Raw genomic sequence first — 20,659 nt, 5'->3', positions numbered from 1 at the left:
AACTTTATATAGATTTCGAATTAAGCTTCCGTTAAGGTAAGTTTTGGTTTGACGCAAAACAATCATGTTAAAATGAAGGCATATTTGGTTATTGGGAAGGGGAATGACACGATGAACGATGCATCCATTTTGCTAGTTGATGATGAGTGGTCGATTATTGAACTACTTCAGACTGTATTATACAAAGAGGGATATACCAATATAGATACTGCGGGGACGGGTGAAGCTGCAATGATGGCCTGCGAGTTGAAGAAATACGATTTAATCGTATTAGATGTCATGCTGCCTGGACGTAGCGGAATCGAAGTATGTCCCTTTCTGCGTCAAACTACGGATGCCCCTATATTGTTCCTGAGTGCGCGAACATCTGACTTTGATAAAATAACAGGCTTCGCTGTAGGCGGAGATGATTATATTACGAAGCCCTTTAATCCACTGGAAGTGGTTGCACGGATAAGATCCCAGTTGCGTCGTTACTTTGGGGCGACCCATCAACTGGCTATGGAATCTAGAATAAAGGAGTCATCTCGGCGAGTACTTAATGTATATGATTATGGAAGGTTTCGGATCGACGAAGCGGCGTGTGAGCTTCAAGTTGAAGGTATATCGGTTACATGTCCTGCGCTCGTGTTCCAACTGCTTCTGTTTCTATGCAAAAATCCAAATCAGATCTTTAGCAAAAGCCAACTATACGAGCATGTATGGGGTGAGGAATCATTAAGTGATGACAATACCGTCATGGTCCATATCCACCGAATTAGAGAGCGGATTGAAAAAGATCCATCTAATCCTAGCTTCATCATTAATGTTAGAGGACTTGGTTATAAGTTAGTTCAAGCGAACGAAGGAAGAATCTACTCATCATGAATATGAAGCGCCGGTTAACTCTTCGCTTCATATTGCAGCTAGTTATCGCTGGTATAGTCGTGCTACTGTTTGCCGCTATATGTGTCATATGGGTTGTTCAGCGTTTCGCTGACATAAGTATGTCACATGACTTCGCCTCAGTTGGACTGGAGCGACTGGTTGAGTCGTCAGAGCTAAGTGAGGAAGGTATCCGCTTTGATTCAGACTTACTTGCGCAGGTGAAAAAGAACGATGGATGGCTACAAAGTTTGGATGAGAATGGACGGGTCGAAAAATCGTACAATACGCCTGCTGACGTCCCGAAGAATTATGACCCGGGCGAACTGGTTGCATACTGGACAGGTACCGCACCATTTCCATACGATCTGTACCTCTGGATTCAAGAGAAGGATGGAAAGCTATTCACGCTCATATATGGTATTACTAACGATATATTACCTCTACTAGAGAAGATTAGTACGGATACATCTATTACTTCGGCTGGACAGCTGGAGTTACCAGCTGGAGTTGGGGGACGAATTGAAGCGCTTGGCGGCTACGTTCAATTACTAGATTCGGAAGGATTCGAGATCGCTACCTATAATAAGCCTAACGATATACCTACGCAATTCACCATTCAGGAGCTTGCGCTACGTACGATGTATAGTGATAGATACGGTTTTAATGTCTCATCTTCGTATGAGGATCATACCGGACGAACATGGTTGATTGGTCTGCCAAATGAGCGAAGCGATGCAGAGGGATCGGCTATGCTTCTGCCAGAGGAGATACAAGTTCTGTTGATTGGAATTGCTGCCATGTTCGCGGCTATGCTTATCGTATTTATCCTTCTATCGTTGTGGAATGCGCATCGCTTTGGTGTGCCGATGATCCATATGCTTGATTGGCTTGATTCCCTTGGAAAATCTAAATATGAAGAGCCCAATGATTCTAAGGGTATTCCACGTAGCCGAACTCGATCAGGTAAATGGCGACCACGTTATCGTATTTTTACTGAAGTTATGCATTCATTGGATAAGCTGTCGATCACGCTGCAGCGTGACCAGGTATTACGTCATGAGACCAACAGCTTGCGTGGGGAATGGATTGCAGGCATTACGCATGATTTAAAAACACCTCTATCTTCTATTAAAGGCTATGCACACTTATTAGCCGAGCCTAAATATGAATGGTCTATGGAAGAAGTACGCAAGTATTCTAGTAACATGCTCAATAAGTCTTCCCATATGGCTATGCTTATCAGCGATCTTGAGATGACCTATCGCCTTACAACAGGGGTTACCCCGCCAGAGTCGGATGTAATTGAGTTGAATGGCTGGTTGCGGACAGCATTGAAGCAAATAGCTATTCACCCCGAGTATGGCGAGGGGAGGATTAGGTTCATTCCAGCCGAGACGGAGGTATTGACTGAGCTATATACACCATGGCTTGAGCGAATTGTAAATAATTTGACGGCCAATGCTCTACTTCATAATTCTCCTGATACCGTTCTAACAGTAACGCTGTGGGTTGGTGAACGTGGGAAGGGAATGACCATTCAATTTACGGATAATGGCCATGGAATGGATGATGATACGACGAATAGACTATTTGAGCGATATTATCGAGGAACAGATACATCAACTACACCTAATGGATCAGGATTAGGAATGGCTATTTCCAAAGGATTAGTTGAGGCAATGAGCGGACAGATCCACGTAGCGACCTCCTTAGGAGAGGGGACAGAGATTCGGCTGATTTGGAATTAGCGTGCTCTGCACCGTATACAAAGGTTACAGACTAGTATTATATTATTTACTATAATCCTGTATTATTTAATAGAGGTTGTTCAAAAAGTCGTCTTTTGATCACGAAGGTTACCAAGAGGTGTATTCAGTACCGAGAAGATGACTTTTTGAACTCGAGCTAATAAGGATTGTACCGCTATACGATAAATAATATAATAGCCATAATTGGAATAATCAGTTGTTAACCAATAGAAAATGAAACGGGGGGTGTTAATAAATCCATGGCCAGCATGTCTGTATTGAGTTTAAAACCGGGTATCAAATTGCTGAATGACGTGTATACTCCAATGGGTTCACTTCTTTTTAATAAAGGTAAGGTGTTACTGCCTCGTGATTTAGATATTCTAGTTGCCTTTCTTGTAGAAAGTATAGAAGTTGATGAAACAGGGAAAAAGGGCACTCCAACCGAAGGAAGGCAATTAAATAGAGAGAAGACAACTATAACTAAGAAGCCTTCGGATAGCTCATCTCCTTCTGTTAGCGAACAAGTGTCATCGATTAACGCATCTTCTTTTGTTGAAGAGTATGAAAAGATGGTCAATTTAATCAAAAGTGGCTATCCCTCTGTTGTTGCAGTCGGAATTCCCATTTATGAAATACGTAATCAGCTAGAAAGCTTGATTTATTATCTAAAGGACTACGATCTGCTATCCTTTTCGCCTCGAGTAGTATATGACTATGATTATATCCATCATAATGCTGTATTGTGTGCATTGACTTCGTACAAGCTTGCCCAGTGGATTGGTCTTCCACAAAAGGATTGGATGCAAGCCGCCTTTGCTGGATTATTCCATGACATTGGAAATGTTAAAATTGATTCATCCATATTGTATAAACCAACTTCACTAACGATGAGTGAAATTGAAGAAATGCGTGAGCATACGAAATATGGATACCAAATATTAAAAAACGTTACTGCAATAAATGATGGTGTGCGTTTAGCAGCATTACAGCATCACGAAAAGGTGGATGGCACAGGATACCCTATGCGTGTTGAACTTACTAAGATTCATATTTATGCCAGAATAGTAGGGATAGCGGATATATATCATGCTATGACTTTAAATAAGGCTTATCGAAAGGGGCAGTCTCCGTATTTAGTGTTGGAACAGATTCATACGGAATCCTTCGGCAAACTGGATCCAGAGCTGGTGCTGACCTTTATTAGAAAAGTGACAGAATTCCATAATGGGAAGATGGTTCGTCTAAGTAGCGATCAGATCGGTGAAATCGTCTTCTCAAACCATAACAACCCAACTCGGCCTATGGTCTCTATAAATGGTGATATTATTAATTTGGAGCAGAAACGTCATCTTTATATAGAAGAAGTAATAAATCAATCTGGAAAATGACTATTGTAATCCTCTTTAAAATCAATATAGACCTTGATACAGCTTTGTTTCCTTAGGAAAGGGATGACAAGGCTGTTATATCAAAAAGATGATTTTAAAAACTAATAATAAAAAGACTTGCATTCATCTTCTTCGCATGATATATTATTAGTCCGGCCAATTAAACAGTGTTTAATTGAATCGGCAAGCAAATCATCGAATGAAACATAAACGAAAATAAAGCTTGCATAAACGAACCGGACATGTTATGATAGTTAAGTTGTCGCCGAGAGAGACTAGCGATTAACGAAAGAGAAATTGATCTTTGAAAACTGAACAACGAGTGAGTGGTTTTCACGAAAGTGAGAACAAAACAAATGAGAAATCATTTGGATTGAGAATGAATAATTCTCGTCAGTATGTTTCAAAATGAGCATAATCGCTCTTTTCATTAACTTGGAGAGTTTGATCCTGGCTCAGGACGAACGCTGGCGGCGTGCCTAATACATGCAAGTCGAGCGGAGATTTCAGAAGTGCTTGCACTTCTGAAATTTCAGCGGCGGACGGGTGAGTAACACGTAGGTAACCTGCCTGTAAGACTGGGATAACTATCGGAAACGGTAGCTAATACCGGATAACTTATTTCTTCACATGAAGAGATACTGAAAGGCGGAGTAATCTGCCACTTATAGATGGACCTGCGGCGCATTAGCTAGTTGGTGAGGTAATGGCTCACCAAGGCGACGATGCGTAGCCGACCTGAGAGGGTGAACGGCCACACTGGGACTGAGACACGGCCCAGACTCCTACGGGAGGCAGCAGTAGGGAATCTTCCGCAATGGACGAAAGTCTGACGGAGCAACGCCGCGTGAGTGATGAAGGTTTTCGGATCGTAAAGCTCTGTTGCCAGGGAAGAACACTTGGGAGAGTAACTGCTCTCAAGGTGACGGTACCTGAGAAGAAAGCCCCGGCTAACTACGTGCCAGCAGCCGCGGTAATACGTAGGGGGCAAGCGTTGTCCGGAATTATTGGGCGTAAAGCGCGCGCAGGCGGTCATTTAAGTTTGGTGTTTAATTCCAGGGCTCAACCCTGGGTCGCACTGAAAACTGGGTGACTTGAGTACAGAAGAGGAGAGTGGAATTCCACGTGTAGCGGTGAAATGCGTAGATATGTGGAGGAACACCAGTGGCGAAGGCGACTCTCTGGGCTGTAACTGACGCTGAGGCGCGAAAGCGTGGGTAGCAAACAGGATTAGATACCCTGGTAGTCCACGCCGTAAACGATGAGTGCTAGGTGTTAGGGGTTTCGATACCCTTGGTGCCGAAGTTAACACATTAAGCACTCCGCCTGGGGAGTACGGTCGCAAGACTGAAACTCAAAGGAATTGACGGGGACCCGCACAAGCAGTGGAGTATGTGGTTTAATTCGAAGCAACGCGAAGAACCTTACCAGGTCTTGACATCCCTCTGAATCCACTAGAGATAGTGGCGGCCTTTGGGACAGAGGAGACAGGTGGTGCATGGTTGTCGTCAGCTCGTGTCGTGAGATGTTGGGTTAAGTCCCGCAACGAGCGCAACCCTTATGCTTAGTTGCCAGCACATTATGGTGGGCACTCTAAGCAGACTGCCGGTGACAAACCGGAGGAAGGTGGGGATGACGTCAAATCATCATGCCCCTTATGACCTGGGCTACACACGTACTACAATGGCCGGTACAACGGGCTGCGAAATCGCGAGATGGAGCCAATCCCAACAAAGCCGGTCTCAGTTCGGATTGCAGGCTGCAACCCGCCTGCATGAAGTCGGAATTGCTAGTAATCGCGGATCAGCATGCCGCGGTGAATACGTTCCCGGGTCTTGTACACACCGCCCGTCACACCACGAGAGTTTACAACACCCGAAGTCGGTGGGGTAACCCGCAAGGGAGCCAGCCGCCGAAGGTGGGGTAGATGATTGGGGTGAAGTCGTAACAAGGTAGCCGTATCGGAAGGTGCGGCTGGATCACCTCCTTTCTATGGAGAATCGTTTCCTGAGACGGAAACATTCGAACACGGTGGCTTCGGTCACCGTAAGACTTTACAATGTAAAGTCGCACACTCACTCGTTGTCAGTTTTGAAAGAGCAATCTTTCAAACCGTTATTTCTCTTGTAGAAATGACTTTGATCCTTGAAAACTAGATAACGAACGAATTTGTAAGTTAGAATGAACATTCTTTTATATGTACGTTTTGTTAACTTGTTAACGAAACAAAGTGTAAAAGTAGCAGTCAAATATTCGGTTTACCGAATAGAGACTAAATTGTACGTGCGAATTTGATGTGATGATCGATCCTTTGGAAGTTTGTTTCAACCGTTCACGGGGGAAATAAACGGACAACAGAGCGAGCAGCGCAACAAATGAGCAACGTGGTTAAGCTACTAAGAGCACACGGAGGATGCCTAGGCACTAGGAGTCGATGAAGGACGTGGCGAACAACGAAACTGCCTCGGGGAGCTGTAAGCAAGCTTTGATCCGGGGGTGTCCGAATGGGGAAACCCGGCTGTGTTAATACGCAGTCACTCTTACCTGAATACATAGGGTAGGTAGAGACAGACCAGGGGAACTGAAACATCTAAGTACCCTGAGGAAGAGAAAACAATAGTGATTCCGTCAGTAGCGGCGAGCGAACGCGGATTAGCCCAAACCAAGGAGCTTGCTCCTTGGGGTTGTGGGACGTCTCACATGGAGTTACAAAGGAATATATTAAGTGAAGAGGTCTGGAAAGGCCCGGCATAGAAGGTAAAAGCCCTGTAGCTGAAAGTATATTCTCTCCGAGACGTATCCCGAGTAGTGCGGGGCACGTGAAACCCCGTATGAATCCAGCAGGACCATCTGCTAAGGCTAAATACTCCCTAGTGACCGATAGTGAAACAGTACCGTGAGGGAAAGGTGAAAAGCACCCCGGAAGGGGAGTGAAATAGAACCTGAAACCGTGTGCTTACAAAAAGTCAGAGCCCGTTCTATGGGTGATGGCGTGCCTTTTGTAGAATGAACCGGCGAGTTACGTTCCCGTGCAAGGTTAAGCTGAGAAGGCGGAGCCGCAGCGAAAGCGAGTCTGAATAGGGCGAATTTTAGTACGTGGACGTAGACCCGAAACCGAGTGATCTACCCCTGTCCAGGGTGAAGGTGCGGTAACACGCACTGGAGGCCCGAACCCACGCATGTTGAAAAATGCGGGGATGAGGTGGGGGTAGCGGAGAAATTCCAATCGAACTCGGAGATAGCTGGTTCTCCCCGAAATAGCTTTAGGGCTAGCCTCGGAATGAAGAGTCGTGGAGGTAGAGCACTGATTGGGTGCGGGGCCCGCAAGGGTTACCAAGCTCAGTCAAACTCCGAATGCCATGTACTTATATCCGGGAGTCAGACAGTGAGTGCTAAGATCCATTGTCGAAAGGGAAACAGCCCAGACCATCAGCTAAGGTCCCCAAGTGTGTGTTGAGTGGAAAAGGATGTGGAGTTGCACAGACAACCAGGATGTTGGCTTAGAAGCAGCCATCATTGAAAGAGTGCGTAATAGCTCACTGGTCGAGTGACTCTGCGCCGAAAATGTAACGGGGCTAAACACACCACCGAAGCTATGGCTTGATACATTAGTATCAGGGGTAGGGGAGCGTTGTATAGAGGTTGAAGGTGTACCGTGAGGAGCGCTGGACACTATACAAGTGAGAATGCCGGTATAAGTAACGAAAAGATCAGTGAGAATCTGATCCGCCGAAAGCCCAAGGTTTCCTGAGGAAGGCTCGTCCTCTCAGGGTAAGTCGGGACCTAACGCGAGGCCGAAAGGCGTAGTGGATGGACAACAGGTTGAAATTCCTGTACCACCGTAATCCGTTATGAGTAATGGGGTGACGCAGTAGGGTAGTGACGCGGACTGATGGAATAGTCCGTCTAAGCAGTGAGGCTTGTGTGTAGGCAAATCCGCACACTATAAGGCTGGGCTGTGATGGGGAGCGAAAATTATAGTAGCGAAGGTCATGATCTCACACTGCCAAGAAAAGCCTCTAACCAGGAGAAGGTGCCCGTACCGCAAACCGACACAGGTAGGCGAGAAGAGTATTCTAAGGCGCGCGGAAGAACTCTCGTTAAGGAACTCGGCAAAATGACCCCGTAACTTCGGGAGAAGGGGTGCCCCGGTAGTGTGAATAGCACGAGGGGGCCGCAGTGAAAAGGCCCAAGCGACTGTTTAGCAAAAACACAGGTCTGTGCGAAGCCGTAAGGCGAAGTATACGGGCTGACGCCTGCCCGGTGCTGGAAGGTTAAGGGGAGTGGTTAGGGGTAACCCGAAGCTATGAACCGAAGCCCCAGTAAACGGCGGCCGTAACTATAACGGTCCTAAGGTAGCGAAATTCCTTGTCAGGTAAATTCTGACCCGCACGAATGGCGTAACGATTTGGGCGCTGTCTCAACGAGAGATCCGGTGAAATTTTAATACCTGTGAAGATGCAGGTTACCCGCGACAAGACGGAAAGACCCCATGGAGCTTTACTGCAGCTTGATATTGGATTTGGGTACGATCTGTACAGGATAGGTGGGAGCCTGAGAAATAGGAGCGCAAGCTTCTATGGAGGCATCGTTGGGATACCACCCTGATCGTATCTAGGTTCTAACCTAGGACCGTAAACCGGTTCGGGGACAGTGTCTGGTGGGCAGTTTGACTGGGGCGGTCGCCTCCTAAAGAGTAACGGAGGCGCCCCAAGGTTCCCTCAGAATGGTTGGAAATCATTCGAAGAGTGCAAAGGCAGAAGGGAGCTTGACTGCGAGACCTACAAGTCGAGCAGGGACGAAAGTCGGGCTTAGTGATCCGGTGGTACCGCATGGAAGGGCCATCGCTCAACGGATAAAAGCTACCCTGGGGATAACAGGCTTATCTCCCCCAAGAGTCCACATCGACGGGGAGGTTTGGCACCTCGATGTCGGCTCATCGCATCCTGGGGCTGAAGTAGGTCCCAAGGGTTGGGCTGTTCGCCCATTAAAGCGGTACGCGAGCTGGGTTCAGAACGTCGTGAGACAGTTCGGTCCCTATCTGTCGTGGGCGCAGGAAATTTGAGAGGAGCTGTCCTTAGTACGAGAGGACCGGGATGGACGCACCTCTGGTGTACCAGTTGTTCCGCCAGGAGCATAGCTGGGTAGCTACGTGCGGACGGGATAAGCGCTGAAAGCATCTAAGCGTGAAGCCCCCCTCAAGATGAGATTTCCCAATTAGTAAGACCCCTTGAAGACTACGAGGTAGATAGGTTGGAGGTGGAAGCGCAGCAATGTGCGGAGCTGACCAATACTAATCGGTCGAGGGCTTATCCTAACAAATGTTTAAACGGTTGAAGTGTATACTTCATACTTTCTAACACAAATTCGTTCGTATCTAGTTTTCAGGTGATCAAACATCTGGAAAAGCTGCATGTCCTTTATGAGGACTGATATTTTCTCGCAGCGATTTCGAGAAGCATAAGCTTCGAAAAATCATGTTTGGTGGCGATAGCGGAGGGGTTCCACACGTACCCATCCCGAACACGACCGTTAAGCCCTCCAGCGCCGATGGTACTTGGACCGCAGGGTCCTGGGAGAGTAGGACGTCGCCAAGCACAAGAACCACTGTTGATGTATATCAACAGTGGTTTTTCTTTGCGTTTTTAGAAGGAATGTTTATATGAGAATGATGTATGAAGCAAATACTTTAACTGTGAGTGATCTCTTTCTCTATAGGACGATATTGTGTCAGTAATCATGCTACACTTAATATAAATAGATGGCTAGAGGAGATGAAATAAGTGAAATTATCAGTATTTACTGTATCTGTACCAGATTTGACCCCACGTGAGTTGGGTGCGGCAGCTTCAGCTGCAGGAATTGAGGGAATAGAATGGCGTTTTAAGGGAATTCCTGATGATGCTTTAGAAGAATCGCCATCCTTTTGGCGTCATAATCGTTGTTCTATTAACCCTGGGAGATGGGAAGAGGAGACTTCTGAATGCATAGATGTGGCGTCGACCTATCATCTAAAATCAATTGCTCTAGTTCCTTATTTAAATGATCTAGATCTCCAGGCAACGGAGCAAGCCTTCCAAGCCGCTTCACGCTTGGGTGCTTCATTGGTTCGAGTTGGTGTTCCTAGCTATGATCGCACTACCTCTTATGGTGATTTATATAGTTCAGCAACGCGTTACCTTTCCCAAGTACAGGAATATGCACAGCAATACCATGTAAAAGCAATGATTGAGACACATCACGTAACGATTGCACCTAGTGCAAGTCTAGCTCATCGATTAGTAGAATCATTCGATCCTACACATATAGGTGTACTGTATGATCCAGGTAATATGGTGCATGAAGGATTTGAGAACTATCGAATGGGCCTTGAATTGTTAGGACCATATTTGGCTCATGTACATATCAAGAATGCGGTATGGACACCAAAGAAACAGAGTGATCTAATCCGACCTGGTGAGGCTAATTGGGAAGGGGTATGGACTCAAATAGATAAGGGAATTGTTCCATGGCTTGAAGTGATGAGAGATTTACATTCTGTCGGTTATGAAGGGTATGTAGGTATTGAGGATTTCAGTGGGACGTATGATTCGATAGAGATGCTGGAACAAGCAGCAAATCTATTTAGGGACCTTAAAGATCAATTGTAGTCGAAGGAGGAGAGTCAATTGGACCAAGTAAGAGTAGGGATCATTGGAATTGGGAATATGGGTACCGCGCATGCTCGTACTCTGGCATCAGGTTCTATTCCAAATGCGATTCTGACAGCTGTATGTGATGTGTTGGATTCAGCAGAGGAATGGAGCCAGGAACATTTGCCGGATTCAGTACTCTGCTTTCGTGATGCTGAAGAAATGATGGACTCAGGTACCATTGATGCTGTCATTGTTGCTACACCTCATTATAATCACTCTGAGCAAGCAATTAAGGCATTTAAACGTGGAATTCATGTGCTCATTGAAAAGCCTGCAGGAGTATATACGAAACAAGTACGAGAAATGAACGAGGCTGCTGCGGAGAGTGGAAAAGTATTCGCGATTATGTACAATCAACGTACAAATCCGCTATATCAGAAGTTAAAAGATCTGATTTCTTCAGGTGAGTTGGGTGAAGTCCGTCGTACAAATTGGATTATAACAAATTGGTACCGCTCTCAAAGTTATTATGATTCAGGTGGATGGCGTGCAACTTGGAGTGGTGAGGGTGGAGGAGTCCTAATTAATCAGGATCCTCATCAGCTAGACTTATGGCAATGGACAATAGGTATGATGCCTGTTAGAGTACGAGCGTTTTGTTCCTTTGGAAAGTATAGAAAGATTGAAGTTGAAGATGACGTAACGGCATATGTTGAGTATGCAAATGGAGCTACGGGTGTCTTTGTAACGACGACAGGTGAAGCACCAGGTACGAATCGTTTAGAGGTAACAGGCGATCGTGGTAAGATTGTTATTGAGGATGGTCAATTGACATTCTGGCGTCTAAGGGAATCAGAGAAAGACTTCAACGAAAGGTATACAGGTGGTTTCGGTGAACCTGAATGCTGGAAGTGTGACATCCCCATTACAGGCAAAGAGTCAAGTCACCCTGGAATTATTACGAATTGGATCGAATGTATCACTAAGGGTACCCCGTTATTGGCTCCTGGTGAGGAAGGTATCAAAGGATTATCGTTGTCTAATGCGATGTACTTATCCACATGGATGGATGATTGGGTTACATTACCGGTGGACGAGGAATTGTTTCTAGAGAAACTTCAACAAAAAATAAATTCATCCACAGTGGATAAAGATAAAGAGGTCAGCACAAATAAACCTCCTGTGGATATCTCCAATACATTTGGTAGTTAAGATTGTTCAGATAGCGTACCACTCAAAGGTACTTGAGTGAAATTGATGTAGTATAAAGATAAGTACTCTCGGAAGATCATGTGAACGGTATTTGCAGAAGGAGAGAAGGGAAGAGGAAATATGACATCTCAAGATGGAATGTTCTACGCACCCAAGAGCCAGAAGCCAAAGGCAGTATGCGGGTCTGGTGAGTTCATGATAGGTGTTGTGGCTTTGGATCATGGGCATATTTACGGGATGTGTAATGGACTTATTGAAGCTGGTGCGACTCTGAAATGGGTATATGATCCCGATGAGAGTAAAGTGAAGGCATTTTGCAATGCCTTTCCGGAAGTGAAAGTGGCCATGTCTGAGTCACAAGTACTAGAAGATGAAGAGCTAAAGTTAGTTGCTAGCGCAGCTATTCCTTCTGAGCGTGGAGCGTTAGGAATTCGTGTAATGGCGAGTGGTAAAGATTACTTTACAGATAAGGCTCCCTTTACGACGCTAGTACAGTTAGAGGCGGGTAGAGCTCAGGTACAGAAGACGGGATGTAAGTATATGGTCTATTACAGCGAACGATTGCATGTTGAAAGTGCTGTGTATGCTAACCAATTGATTAAGGATGGAGCGATTGGGAGAGTTATTCAAGTGATGGGTACCGGACCCCACCGTTTAAATGCGAAGTCTCGTCCCGACTGGTTCTTTAACCATGACCAATATGGTGGTATTCTATGTGATATTGGTAGCCATCAGATTGAGCAGTTTCTATCTTTCGCTTCATGTAAGGATGCGAAGGTATCTCACAGCCGAATAGGAAATTATAATCATCCGGAGTATCCTGAACTGGAGGATTTCGGTGATGCGATGCTTGTTGGCGATAATGGTGCTTCGAATTATTTCCGCGTAGATTGGTTCACACCCGATGGCCTTGGAACGTGGGGGGATGGACGTACAACCATTCTCGGGACGGATGGATACATTGAACTGAGAAAGTATACAGATATTGCTAGGGATTCACAAGGGGATCAAGTATATCTGGTTAATCATGAAGGTGAGTATCGATTTGGTGTTCGTGGTCAGATTGGTTTCCCATTCTTCGGAGAATTGATCAAAGACTGTATAGCACGGACAGAGTATGCCATGACGCAAGATCATGCCTTTAAAGCAGCTGAACTATGTTTAATTGCACAAAGGGATGCTGTTACATTGTTATAAGAGGCTTAATCTGTTCGATTGCTATAACTGGGAGAAAAGGATTGGATAATCACGTATGTAATAGGAGAGATCTAACGCTGTAAGTAGACAAGTCTGCTTACAGCATTTTTGTGTGAATATAAATAGGTAACCTTTTTATAGAAAATGATACTGTTCTTGCATAGGGGCGGTGCAGCCATTTCTTCTTAAAATGACTCCGTGATAGAATAGGGTTAAATTGAAGAGATAGGTGGTGGTTGTTCATGTCATATTCTTCACAAATAGGGGATCCCTTTAGTTTTACTCATCGCTCTGAGCAACCTCTTCACGATACAGATGATAGAGATGGATTTCATTCACATACTTGCTATGAAGTATATTATTTCCATGAAGGACAGTGTACGTACCTTATTGGGGATCGGGTCTATGTACTTGATCCAGGTGATTTAATATTGATGCATGGAATGACATTACATAAGCCTAACCCCGCTTCAGACGTACCCTATATCCGAACGATCATTCATTTCGAACCATCTATGTTGGGTCAATATTTACAAGAGTCTATGGCAACTCAATTGATTCAACCCTTTGAAGAACTTCGTAACTGTCGAATATCATTATCCAAATTAGAAAAGCAAGAATTCGAGTCGCTACTGTCCCAAATGGATTCTCTGAATCGTTTGCAGGCTGGGTATGGTATGGAAAGATTTATTTTGCGATTATGTGATCTATTATATATGGTAGCTAATTTATGCCGGAATAAGGTCGAGGAAGGAAAATTACGTTCGGATAAGGAGAAACATGTACAGCATATTCTAACTTATATCGAAGAGCATTATATGCACGAGGTGGAAATGGATGAAATCTCTCAAGGCTTACATTTGAATAAGCGTTATTTGGCAACTCTATTTAAGGATATGACAGGTACTACAATCTTTAAGTACTTATCAGATCGCCGAATTAATCAAGCTAGGTTATTGTTCTGGTTAAATCCGGAACGGTCGGTAACTGAGGTGAGTAAACAATCTGGATTCAAGCACTTACCACATTTCAGTCGTATATTTAAGCAGACTGTTGGTTGCACACCAGAGATGTACCGGGGGAGAATGAAGGAAAGACAGACAGCTCAGTATGAAGGGGATGTAACTAGTCATGCTAGAAATCTCTGAGATAAAGGTTGGAAAAAATGTAACAGTTCTGTAACCGTTGGGTATAGTCTTCCAAGTATAATAATAAAGTATAAATAAGAACTATTATGGTTGGTATCCATTGGGGATAGCATCTACAGTGCGGAATACGATACTTTCGCGCGGATCGCCAATTGAAGTAAGGAGGACATTCATGCGTCTAAAAGCATGGCTGCACGCTCTTGTTCTGTTGTGTACAATAACAGTCTTTCTTTCAGGATGTGGAAGTTCCAAGCCCTCCTGGACATCCTTTGAAGGTGCAGCAAATGAAAAGAGCTTCCCTGTACCTAAGGAAGCCAATCAGAGGGATCACTCTGCAGCCAATTTAGAAATGAATGTTGCGAATTACTCTTTGCCAGGACTTAAGGAAGATGATCTGTTCCCCGCGGCCTATTTGGAGGCTATTAGTGAATGGGGATGGCTAGAGGATGAGGAAGATCAACAAGATGTAGCTCGCGTGTTTAAAAAGGATAATAAAGTGGTACAGGTTACTATACTTGATGATTATTTCGTAATTATGATGCCTAAAGCCAATGATAAATCAATGGTGAGAAGCTTGGAAGTTAAATAGAAGAAGACCTTCCCGTGTATAAGGAGAAGGTCTCTTTTTATTTAAATATAAGAAAGTATAAGTTTCATAAGATACTCTATTTCTTATATTTCTGCAGGGACGGACAACCCAAAGTGATACGAAGTATCGCTAGCATGGACTCCTTGGAAGAGGGCGGCATAGCCACTACTGCTTGTGAAAGTATGTAATCTAAGCGCAGGTATTCACTGTTTATAGTAGGAAATATCTTGAGGGTTAAATTTGATCATTCCATCTTTCCGCTGACCAGACAGACCTATAATTGTATAAAGGCGTGGTAACATAAACCAGAGGTGCCAGAATAGCATACCTATAGTAAACGAAAGGGGCGACCAAAAGGCAAGGATAGCAAAGACACATAAACTGATCCACATCGTGATTGAATTTATTTTGCGAAATAAAGGATAGCTAATGAATTGATTAGGCATGTACCCTAACCAGGGAGATTTCCTCGAGAACGCCCACCGCTTGTGGTAGTGAGAGCCTGAAATCAATAATGCTGAGCGTGAAATAACAAATTGAATCCAAAGTACAATAGGAGCAGCTAATAGAAAATAAAAGATGCTAGTCCAAGAGACCAATATCATCACTAAGATGGCTACGGTATAGGGAATGATCCAATAGATGATATTCATGTTTTTTGAGAGTGGAATTTTTTTAATGAGTTTATATTGATAAAAGGTAGCACTCGAGCCGATTTCTTCTGTCATATAGTACAACTATCCCCCTTGAGATCATCTATAATAATATATCGGCATTAATAGATTATTTGTAAAGATATTTTAAGGAATAGGCACCACTGTAGCCATATCTGAATACATATATAGGGGTAGAGATGATAATATTAAGTGCGAGTTTAAAGGATGGCTTTTTGAACAACCTCTATAAAGTTCTATGAAATGGTTTAAAATAATAGAAACTAGTTCATACTGATAGTAAAAGGGACAAGGTGGGATGGATGATGGAGAATCATACCGAACACGTCTGTATTATTTGCGGGCAAGGCAAAGAGGAGGGGATATGTATAGTATCTCAATTCATCTGTGAAACTTGCGAATCGGAAATGGTGCATACGAATGCGGAGGAAGAAAAGTATCAATACTTTATTCATCAAATGAGAAGAATCAGCATGCAAGCAAATATTAGTTGATGTTCCTGAACCAAGAGTGGCCTCTGGCTGCTCTTTTTTTGTAGATGTAGGAATATTGGAATGGAAGAGTAAGATTGTGCGCTACGTCTGAAATAAGATAAGATAGAGATAGATTACACATGGGAAGGAATCTGATGATTCATGCCTATACAACGCAAGTTATTAGAACAAGTTCGAAATGGAATCCCAAATGAGGATGGTTTGAATAAGGCAAAGGCACCGATCTATGAGGCGTTGCTTGATTATAGAAAGAAGAAGGAAAGCTCCTTCCATGTTCCCGGTCATAAGAATGGCCAAGCCTACGAATCTATCGGAGGAGCGGGAATGTTGTCAGAAGTGATGGAGATCGATGTAACAGAGATTACAGGAACCGATGATCTTCATCATCCTGAGGGTGTGATTCAAGATGCACAACAACTTGCGGCGGATTGTTTCGGGGCGGAGGAGAGTTACTTTCTTGTAGGTGGGAGCACCGTTGGAAATTTGGCATTGATTCTTACCGTGTGCACAACGCCTGGTGATATCCTACTAGTGCAACGAAATGTGCATAAATCGGTGTTACATGGTCTGATGCTAGCTGGTGCGAATGCGGTGTTCTTACAACCACAGATAGATTCACTCAGTGGGCTTGCGACAGCCCCCACAGCGGCAATCGTGGCAGCTACGCTAAAGGCTTATCCCCATGCCAAAGGCGTGCTACTTACGATGCCGAATTACTACGGCATGGGCACAGATCTTACGCCAATAGCAGAGGTTTGCCATCGGAATGGTGTGCCGCTATTGGTGGATGAGGCCCATGGTGCACATTATGGGCACCATCCAAGTCTGCCAGCAAGCGCTCTATCCTGTGGTGCAGATGGTGTAGTTCAATCGACGCACAAGATGTTATCTGCCCTCACGATGGGCTCTATGTTACATGTGCAGGGCTCAAGGCTTGACCGCGCGTTGCTACGCCAGCGGTTAGCAATGGTCCAGAGCTCCAGCCCATCATACCCCGTGATGGCTTCGCTCGACCTAGCCCGCCGCCAGCTTCACCAGGGCGGCGCGGCCACCTTCACGACGGGACTCGCCGCCGTGAGTGCCTTCAAGCGCGGGCTCGCGGAGCTCCCGCGCTTCGGGCTGCTGCAACCGCCGCAGCAGCCGAAGTGTCCCGCCTGCGTTGCCGCGGCGGGACATGATGCGCCGCCAGCTACGGCTATGGCGGGCGCATACGCGACCCAAGACCCCTTCAAAGCCGTCATTTATGACGGCACAGGAGTCTTGGGCGGATACGAACTGCAGCGCCAGCTAGAGGCGCAAGGCTGCATTCCCGAGATGAGCGACGAACGGTACGTCGTCTTACTCTTCAGCTTGGGGTCCACTGCGGAGGACGCCAAGCACCTTTTAAGTGCCCTTCAGCATATATCTATATTAGGGGTAGATGCCTATCATAACCAACACAATATGCTCGTCATGAAGGATGCTGTCGAATTTTTCACGTGGAACATTATACAGGATTCAGTTTCGACACTAGTCCCCTTTAGTATGAAGCCTGTGTCTGCTGATGCTGTCGAATGCATTCCTTTAGCACAGTGTGCAGGCAGAGTAGCGGCGGAGATGATTATTCCTTATCCACCAGGGATACCTCTGTTATATTCAGGCGAAGCTATTACCGAAGAATCGTATGAACGATTACTTGCTCTAGAAGCGGTGGGGGCAAAGTGCCATGCCGCGACAGATCCCGACTTGCATCATATTATGGTCTTCAAGAATGATAGAAAGCAGGAGTATTCATGAATATTAGAGGTAAGTTTATAACTTTTGAGGGCGGAGAGGGATCTGGTAAAACAACCGTTCTTGGAGAGTTAAGCTCCTACCTAGAAAGTCGGTCCATTCCCTATATTCTGACGAGGGAACCAGGCGGTATTGAAATATCCGAGAGGATTAGGGATGTTATCCTGGATACTGAACATACAGCGATGGATGCTCGAACAGAGGCATTGCTATATGCTGCTGCTCGTCGCCAGCATTTAGTCGAAAAGGTGAAACCAGCTCTCGATGCAGGAAAGGTGGTTCTCTGTGATCGTTTCGTGGACAGTAGTCTTGCTTATCAAGGATACGCCAGAGGTTTAGGCATGGATGAAGTATGGAGTATTAATCAGTTCGCCATCGATTCTCTCATGCCGGATGTAACCTTTTATTTAGACGTTGATCCCGAAGTGGGGTTAGCACGTATAGCGGCAAGCAAGGAGCGGGAAGTGAACCGATTGGATCTAGAGAAGATGGAGTTTCATTATAAGGTGCGGGAGGGTTATCATATTATTGCTAAGCAGAATCCCCACCGAATTATAACTATTGATGCGAAACAGACGCCAACGCAGGTTGTAAATGAACTTATTTATGAAATGGAAAAGGGTATTTTAAAGGAATTTGCGGGTTCTTTGTCAAATAATATAGATTAAGAGATAAAATAATAGGTTACTCCGCAAATGATCAGTCCATGAGGGCACTCTATTTTATAAAGAGGAGGAAATCAAAATGAAATTAATCATTGCGATCGTACAGGATAAAGACAGCAACAGGCTGTCAGGAGAACTGGTAAAGGCTAACTTTCGTGCAACAAAACTAGCGAGTACAGGTGGATTCTTGCGAGCAGGAAACACCACATTTATGATTGGAGTCGATGATGGACAAATCGATGCTGTCATGAGTGTCATTAATAAGAGCTGTAAGGTTCGTGAACAACTGGTCACGCCAGTGACTCCAATGAGTGGAACGACAGACTCGTACTTACCTCTTCCAGTAGAAGTTCAAGTGGGTGGGGCAACCGTGTTTGTGATGCCAGTAGACCGTTTTGAACATTTCTAAATAGAGGAAGTTCAAAAAGTCATCTTTTGATCACGAAGTATAGCAGGGGGCGTATTCGACATCGAATATTGAATTCAGCCGGTCTTAGCATATGCCTTCGAGGTATGTTTCCTTCGGAAACATTTCAGGTGCTCACGTAGGTACTGCAAGTGTAGGCTTCCGAAGTCGTTTTCTACGAAAACGTGTAGCTTCGCTCCTCACTCCCTTGCTTCTTTCAATCTTCTGAAGCGTTTCGAAGAAACGCAGCATCGTAAGCATACACTTTAGTGCTGAAAATCTGACTTTTTGGACTCGCATTAATAGAGGTTGTATATTTCACGCAGAATACGTACCGTCAAGGTTAACGGGATCTATCATGAAGGCAGGCGATTCCTTTGAAAGTAAATCCAGGTTTTAGGCCCTTTAAAAGCGAGGTACCTAGTACAGATGGGAACACAAAGATTATTCAACAGAAGTCTTTCTCTGATGTTATTCAACAGCAGGGGCAACAAGCATCACAGGACGAACTTGGTCGACGTTTTAAAGAAATCCAAATGCAAGGTGATCGTCTAGCAAGATCGATGACGATTCGCGAACTGAAGATATATCGGCTGATGGTTAAGCGATTCTTAGAAGATACGGTTCGTCGCGGTGTAACCATGAAGGAAACTAGAGGTTGGGATCGACGTGGGCGCGGGAAACGTTACAAATTAATAGATGAGTTGGATTCAGCTTTATTAGCGATGGCTGATGAATTAATAGAGAGTGAAGAGGGCAAAATAGCTCTTCTGCAACAAATGGGCGAAATTCGAGGAATGCTGATCAATTTAAGTTTATGAATACGGATAAGAGTATAGTGTGAAAATTATAAGCACTTATACTTCAGGAAAAGAGGATTTATGATTTATGTCTTTTAATGATATTGTGGGACAGGATGCGGCGTTACAAATGCTTCAGAATGGTCTGCGTCGAGATGCCGTGAGTCATGCGTATCTGTTCTCAGGACCTGCAGGATGTGGTCAGATGAAAACGGCACTTACTTTTGCCCAGACAATATTCTGTACCGAAAGTAAAGATAACGCCTGTGGACTTTGTCTAGAATGTCGTAAAGTTGAGCATGGTAACCACCCAGATTTACATCTAATCATTCCGGATGGCGCATCTATCAAAATTGACCAGATCCGTGGATTACAGCGGGTCTTTTCCTATCGTTCGGAATCGAAGAATCCAAAAGTATACATTATTGACCAGGCCGATACGATGACGAATCAGGCGGCCAACAGCTTACTTAAATTTCTGGAAGAACCACCTATTCCTGCGGTAGCCATTCTTATATCAGAGAATGTACAAGCACTGCTTCCAACCATTCAATCGAGGTCTCAGCGGGTTCCCTTTAGACCCATAAGTCCAACAATGATGCTTGAGGTACTTATTCATGAAGGATATCCTTCATCATTAGTTCGTTGTGCGGTCCATTTATCTTCCGGTTTGGAAGGATGCAGGGAGCTCCTAGAGCAGAATTGGTTTGCAGAAATTAGAAACGTAGTGTTACAATTAGGAAAGGAGTCTATGAGCAGAGGGAGTACGTCTCTTATTACGGCGGGAACGAAGCTGTTCAAAGCAGGGCTCTCAGAACATCTAGATATTATTTTCAACTTGTTTCATTTGTGGTTCAAAGATATGCTGCATGTGCAATATGATAGGCATGAAAGTATCGTATTTATAGATCAGTTAGAGTTCTTGTCAACACATGCAACTTCACGAACTCATGCGCAATGGGTCTCTTATATGGATCTGGCAGCAGAGGGAAAGAAGAAGCTACGCTATAATGTGAATGGACAACTCTGTCTGGAACAATTCTTGATTGGTCTGGGATAA

Annotated in this window: 15 protein-coding genes and 3 rRNA genes; 17 read left to right on the top strand and 1 reads right to left on the bottom strand. The window is 44.6% G+C overall.

Annotated features, from left to right (window positions below; genetic code table 11):
• Nucleotides 1-111 precede the first annotated feature (111 nt).
• The 11 genes from ACP8HI_RS22450 (at nucleotide 112) to ACP8HI_RS22400 (ending at nucleotide 14,787) form a co-directional block, all read left to right on the top strand.
• On the top strand, nucleotides 112-867 hold the full coding sequence (locus ACP8HI_RS22450) for a response regulator transcription factor (protein ID WP_438348343.1): 756 nt from the start codon (nucleotides 112-114) through the stop codon (nucleotides 865-867).
• Nucleotides 868-869: 2 nt separating this feature from the next.
• Entirely contained in the window at nucleotides 870-2,615 is a 1,746-nt protein-coding gene (locus ACP8HI_RS22445) for a sensor histidine kinase (RefSeq protein ID WP_438348342.1), read from the top strand.
• A 260-nt stretch (nucleotides 2,616-2,875) separates the two neighbouring features.
• On the top strand, nucleotides 2,876-4,006 hold the full coding sequence (locus ACP8HI_RS22440) for an HD-GYP domain-containing protein (RefSeq protein WP_438348341.1): 1,131 nt from the start codon (nucleotides 2,876-2,878) through the stop codon (nucleotides 4,004-4,006).
• 432 nt (nucleotides 4,007-4,438) lie between these two features.
• Nucleotides 4,439-5,996: ribosomal RNA gene (locus ACP8HI_RS22435) — 16S ribosomal RNA — on the top strand.
• A 396-nt stretch (nucleotides 5,997-6,392) separates the two neighbouring features.
• Nucleotides 6,393-9,323 (top strand): 23S ribosomal RNA (locus ACP8HI_RS22430).
• 163 nt (nucleotides 9,324-9,486) lie between these two features.
• Nucleotides 9,487-9,603 (top strand): 5S ribosomal RNA (rrf, locus tag ACP8HI_RS22425).
• Together the 16S, 23S and 5S rRNA genes form the textbook arrangement of a ribosomal RNA operon.
• 186 nt (nucleotides 9,604-9,789) lie before the next feature.
• Entirely contained in the window at nucleotides 9,790-10,656 is an 867-nt protein-coding gene (locus tag ACP8HI_RS22420; protein WP_438348340.1) for a sugar phosphate isomerase/epimerase family protein, read from the top strand.
• A gap of 18 nt (nucleotides 10,657-10,674) precedes the next feature.
• Nucleotides 10,675-11,853 carry a Gfo/Idh/MocA family protein gene (locus ACP8HI_RS22415; RefSeq protein WP_438348339.1) on the top strand — a complete coding sequence of 393 codons (1,179 nt, stop codon included), beginning with the start codon at nucleotides 10,675-10,677 and terminating at the stop codon, nucleotides 11,851-11,853.
• A 120-nt stretch (nucleotides 11,854-11,973) separates the two neighbouring features.
• A complete protein-coding gene (locus ACP8HI_RS22410) occupies nucleotides 11,974-13,050 on the top strand; it encodes a Gfo/Idh/MocA family protein (protein WP_438348338.1) in 1,077 nt (358 codons plus the stop codon).
• A gap of 242 nt (nucleotides 13,051-13,292) precedes the next feature.
• Entirely contained in the window at nucleotides 13,293-14,198 is a 906-nt protein-coding gene (locus tag ACP8HI_RS22405; protein ID WP_438348337.1) for an AraC family transcriptional regulator, read from the top strand.
• Nucleotides 14,199-14,370: 172 nt separating this feature from the next.
• Nucleotides 14,371-14,787, top strand: a complete 417-nt coding sequence (locus ACP8HI_RS22400) for a hypothetical protein (RefSeq protein WP_438348336.1) — start codon at nucleotides 14,371-14,373, stop codon at nucleotides 14,785-14,787.
• 203 nt (nucleotides 14,788-14,990) lie between these two features.
• Here ACP8HI_RS22400 and ACP8HI_RS22395 read toward each other — a convergent pair whose 3' ends face one another.
• Nucleotides 14,991-15,515: a hypothetical protein gene (locus ACP8HI_RS22395; RefSeq protein WP_438348335.1), complete on the bottom strand. Its 525-nt coding sequence runs from the start codon at nucleotides 15,513-15,515 to the stop codon at nucleotides 14,991-14,993.
• A 248-nt stretch (nucleotides 15,516-15,763) separates the two neighbouring features.
• Between ACP8HI_RS22395 and ACP8HI_RS22390 the strand changes: the two genes are divergently transcribed.
• The 6 genes from ACP8HI_RS22390 to holB all read left to right on the top strand — a co-directional run bounded on the left by ACP8HI_RS22390 (nucleotide 15,764) and on the right by holB (nucleotide 20,659).
• Entirely contained in the window at nucleotides 15,764-15,955 is a 192-nt protein-coding gene (locus tag ACP8HI_RS22390) for a sigma factor G inhibitor Gin (protein ID WP_438348334.1), read from the top strand.
• A gap of 141 nt (nucleotides 15,956-16,096) precedes the next feature.
• A complete protein-coding gene (locus tag ACP8HI_RS22385; protein WP_438348333.1) occupies nucleotides 16,097-17,731 on the top strand; it encodes an aminotransferase class I/II-fold pyridoxal phosphate-dependent enzyme in 1,635 nt (544 codons plus the stop codon).
• Complete coding sequence (gene tmk / locus ACP8HI_RS22380; RefSeq protein ID WP_438348332.1) at nucleotides 17,728-18,396, top strand: dTMP kinase; 669 nt, start codon at nucleotides 17,728-17,730, stop codon at nucleotides 18,394-18,396. Before ACP8HI_RS22385 ends, tmk begins: the two co-directional genes overlap by 4 nt.
• 76 nt (nucleotides 18,397-18,472) lie before the next feature.
• A complete protein-coding gene (locus ACP8HI_RS22375; RefSeq protein WP_438348331.1) occupies nucleotides 18,473-18,802 on the top strand; it encodes a cyclic-di-AMP receptor in 330 nt (109 codons plus the stop codon).
• 374 nt (nucleotides 18,803-19,176) lie between these two features.
• Nucleotides 19,177-19,620 carry a YaaR family protein gene (locus ACP8HI_RS22370; RefSeq protein WP_438348330.1) on the top strand — a complete coding sequence of 148 codons (444 nt, stop codon included), beginning with the start codon at nucleotides 19,177-19,179 and terminating at the stop codon, nucleotides 19,618-19,620.
• A 67-nt stretch (nucleotides 19,621-19,687) separates the two neighbouring features.
• Entirely contained in the window at nucleotides 19,688-20,659 is a 972-nt protein-coding gene (holB, locus tag ACP8HI_RS22365) for a DNA polymerase III subunit delta' (protein ID WP_438348329.1), read from the top strand.

It is taken from the genome of Paenibacillus sp. FA6, from assembly GCF_051550225.1.
Lineage (GTDB): Bacteria > Bacillota > Bacilli > Paenibacillales > Paenibacillaceae > Paenibacillus_AQ.
The sequence above is the reverse complement of the archived record's forward strand: the minus strand, read 5'-3'. Positions and strand labels throughout refer to the sequence as shown.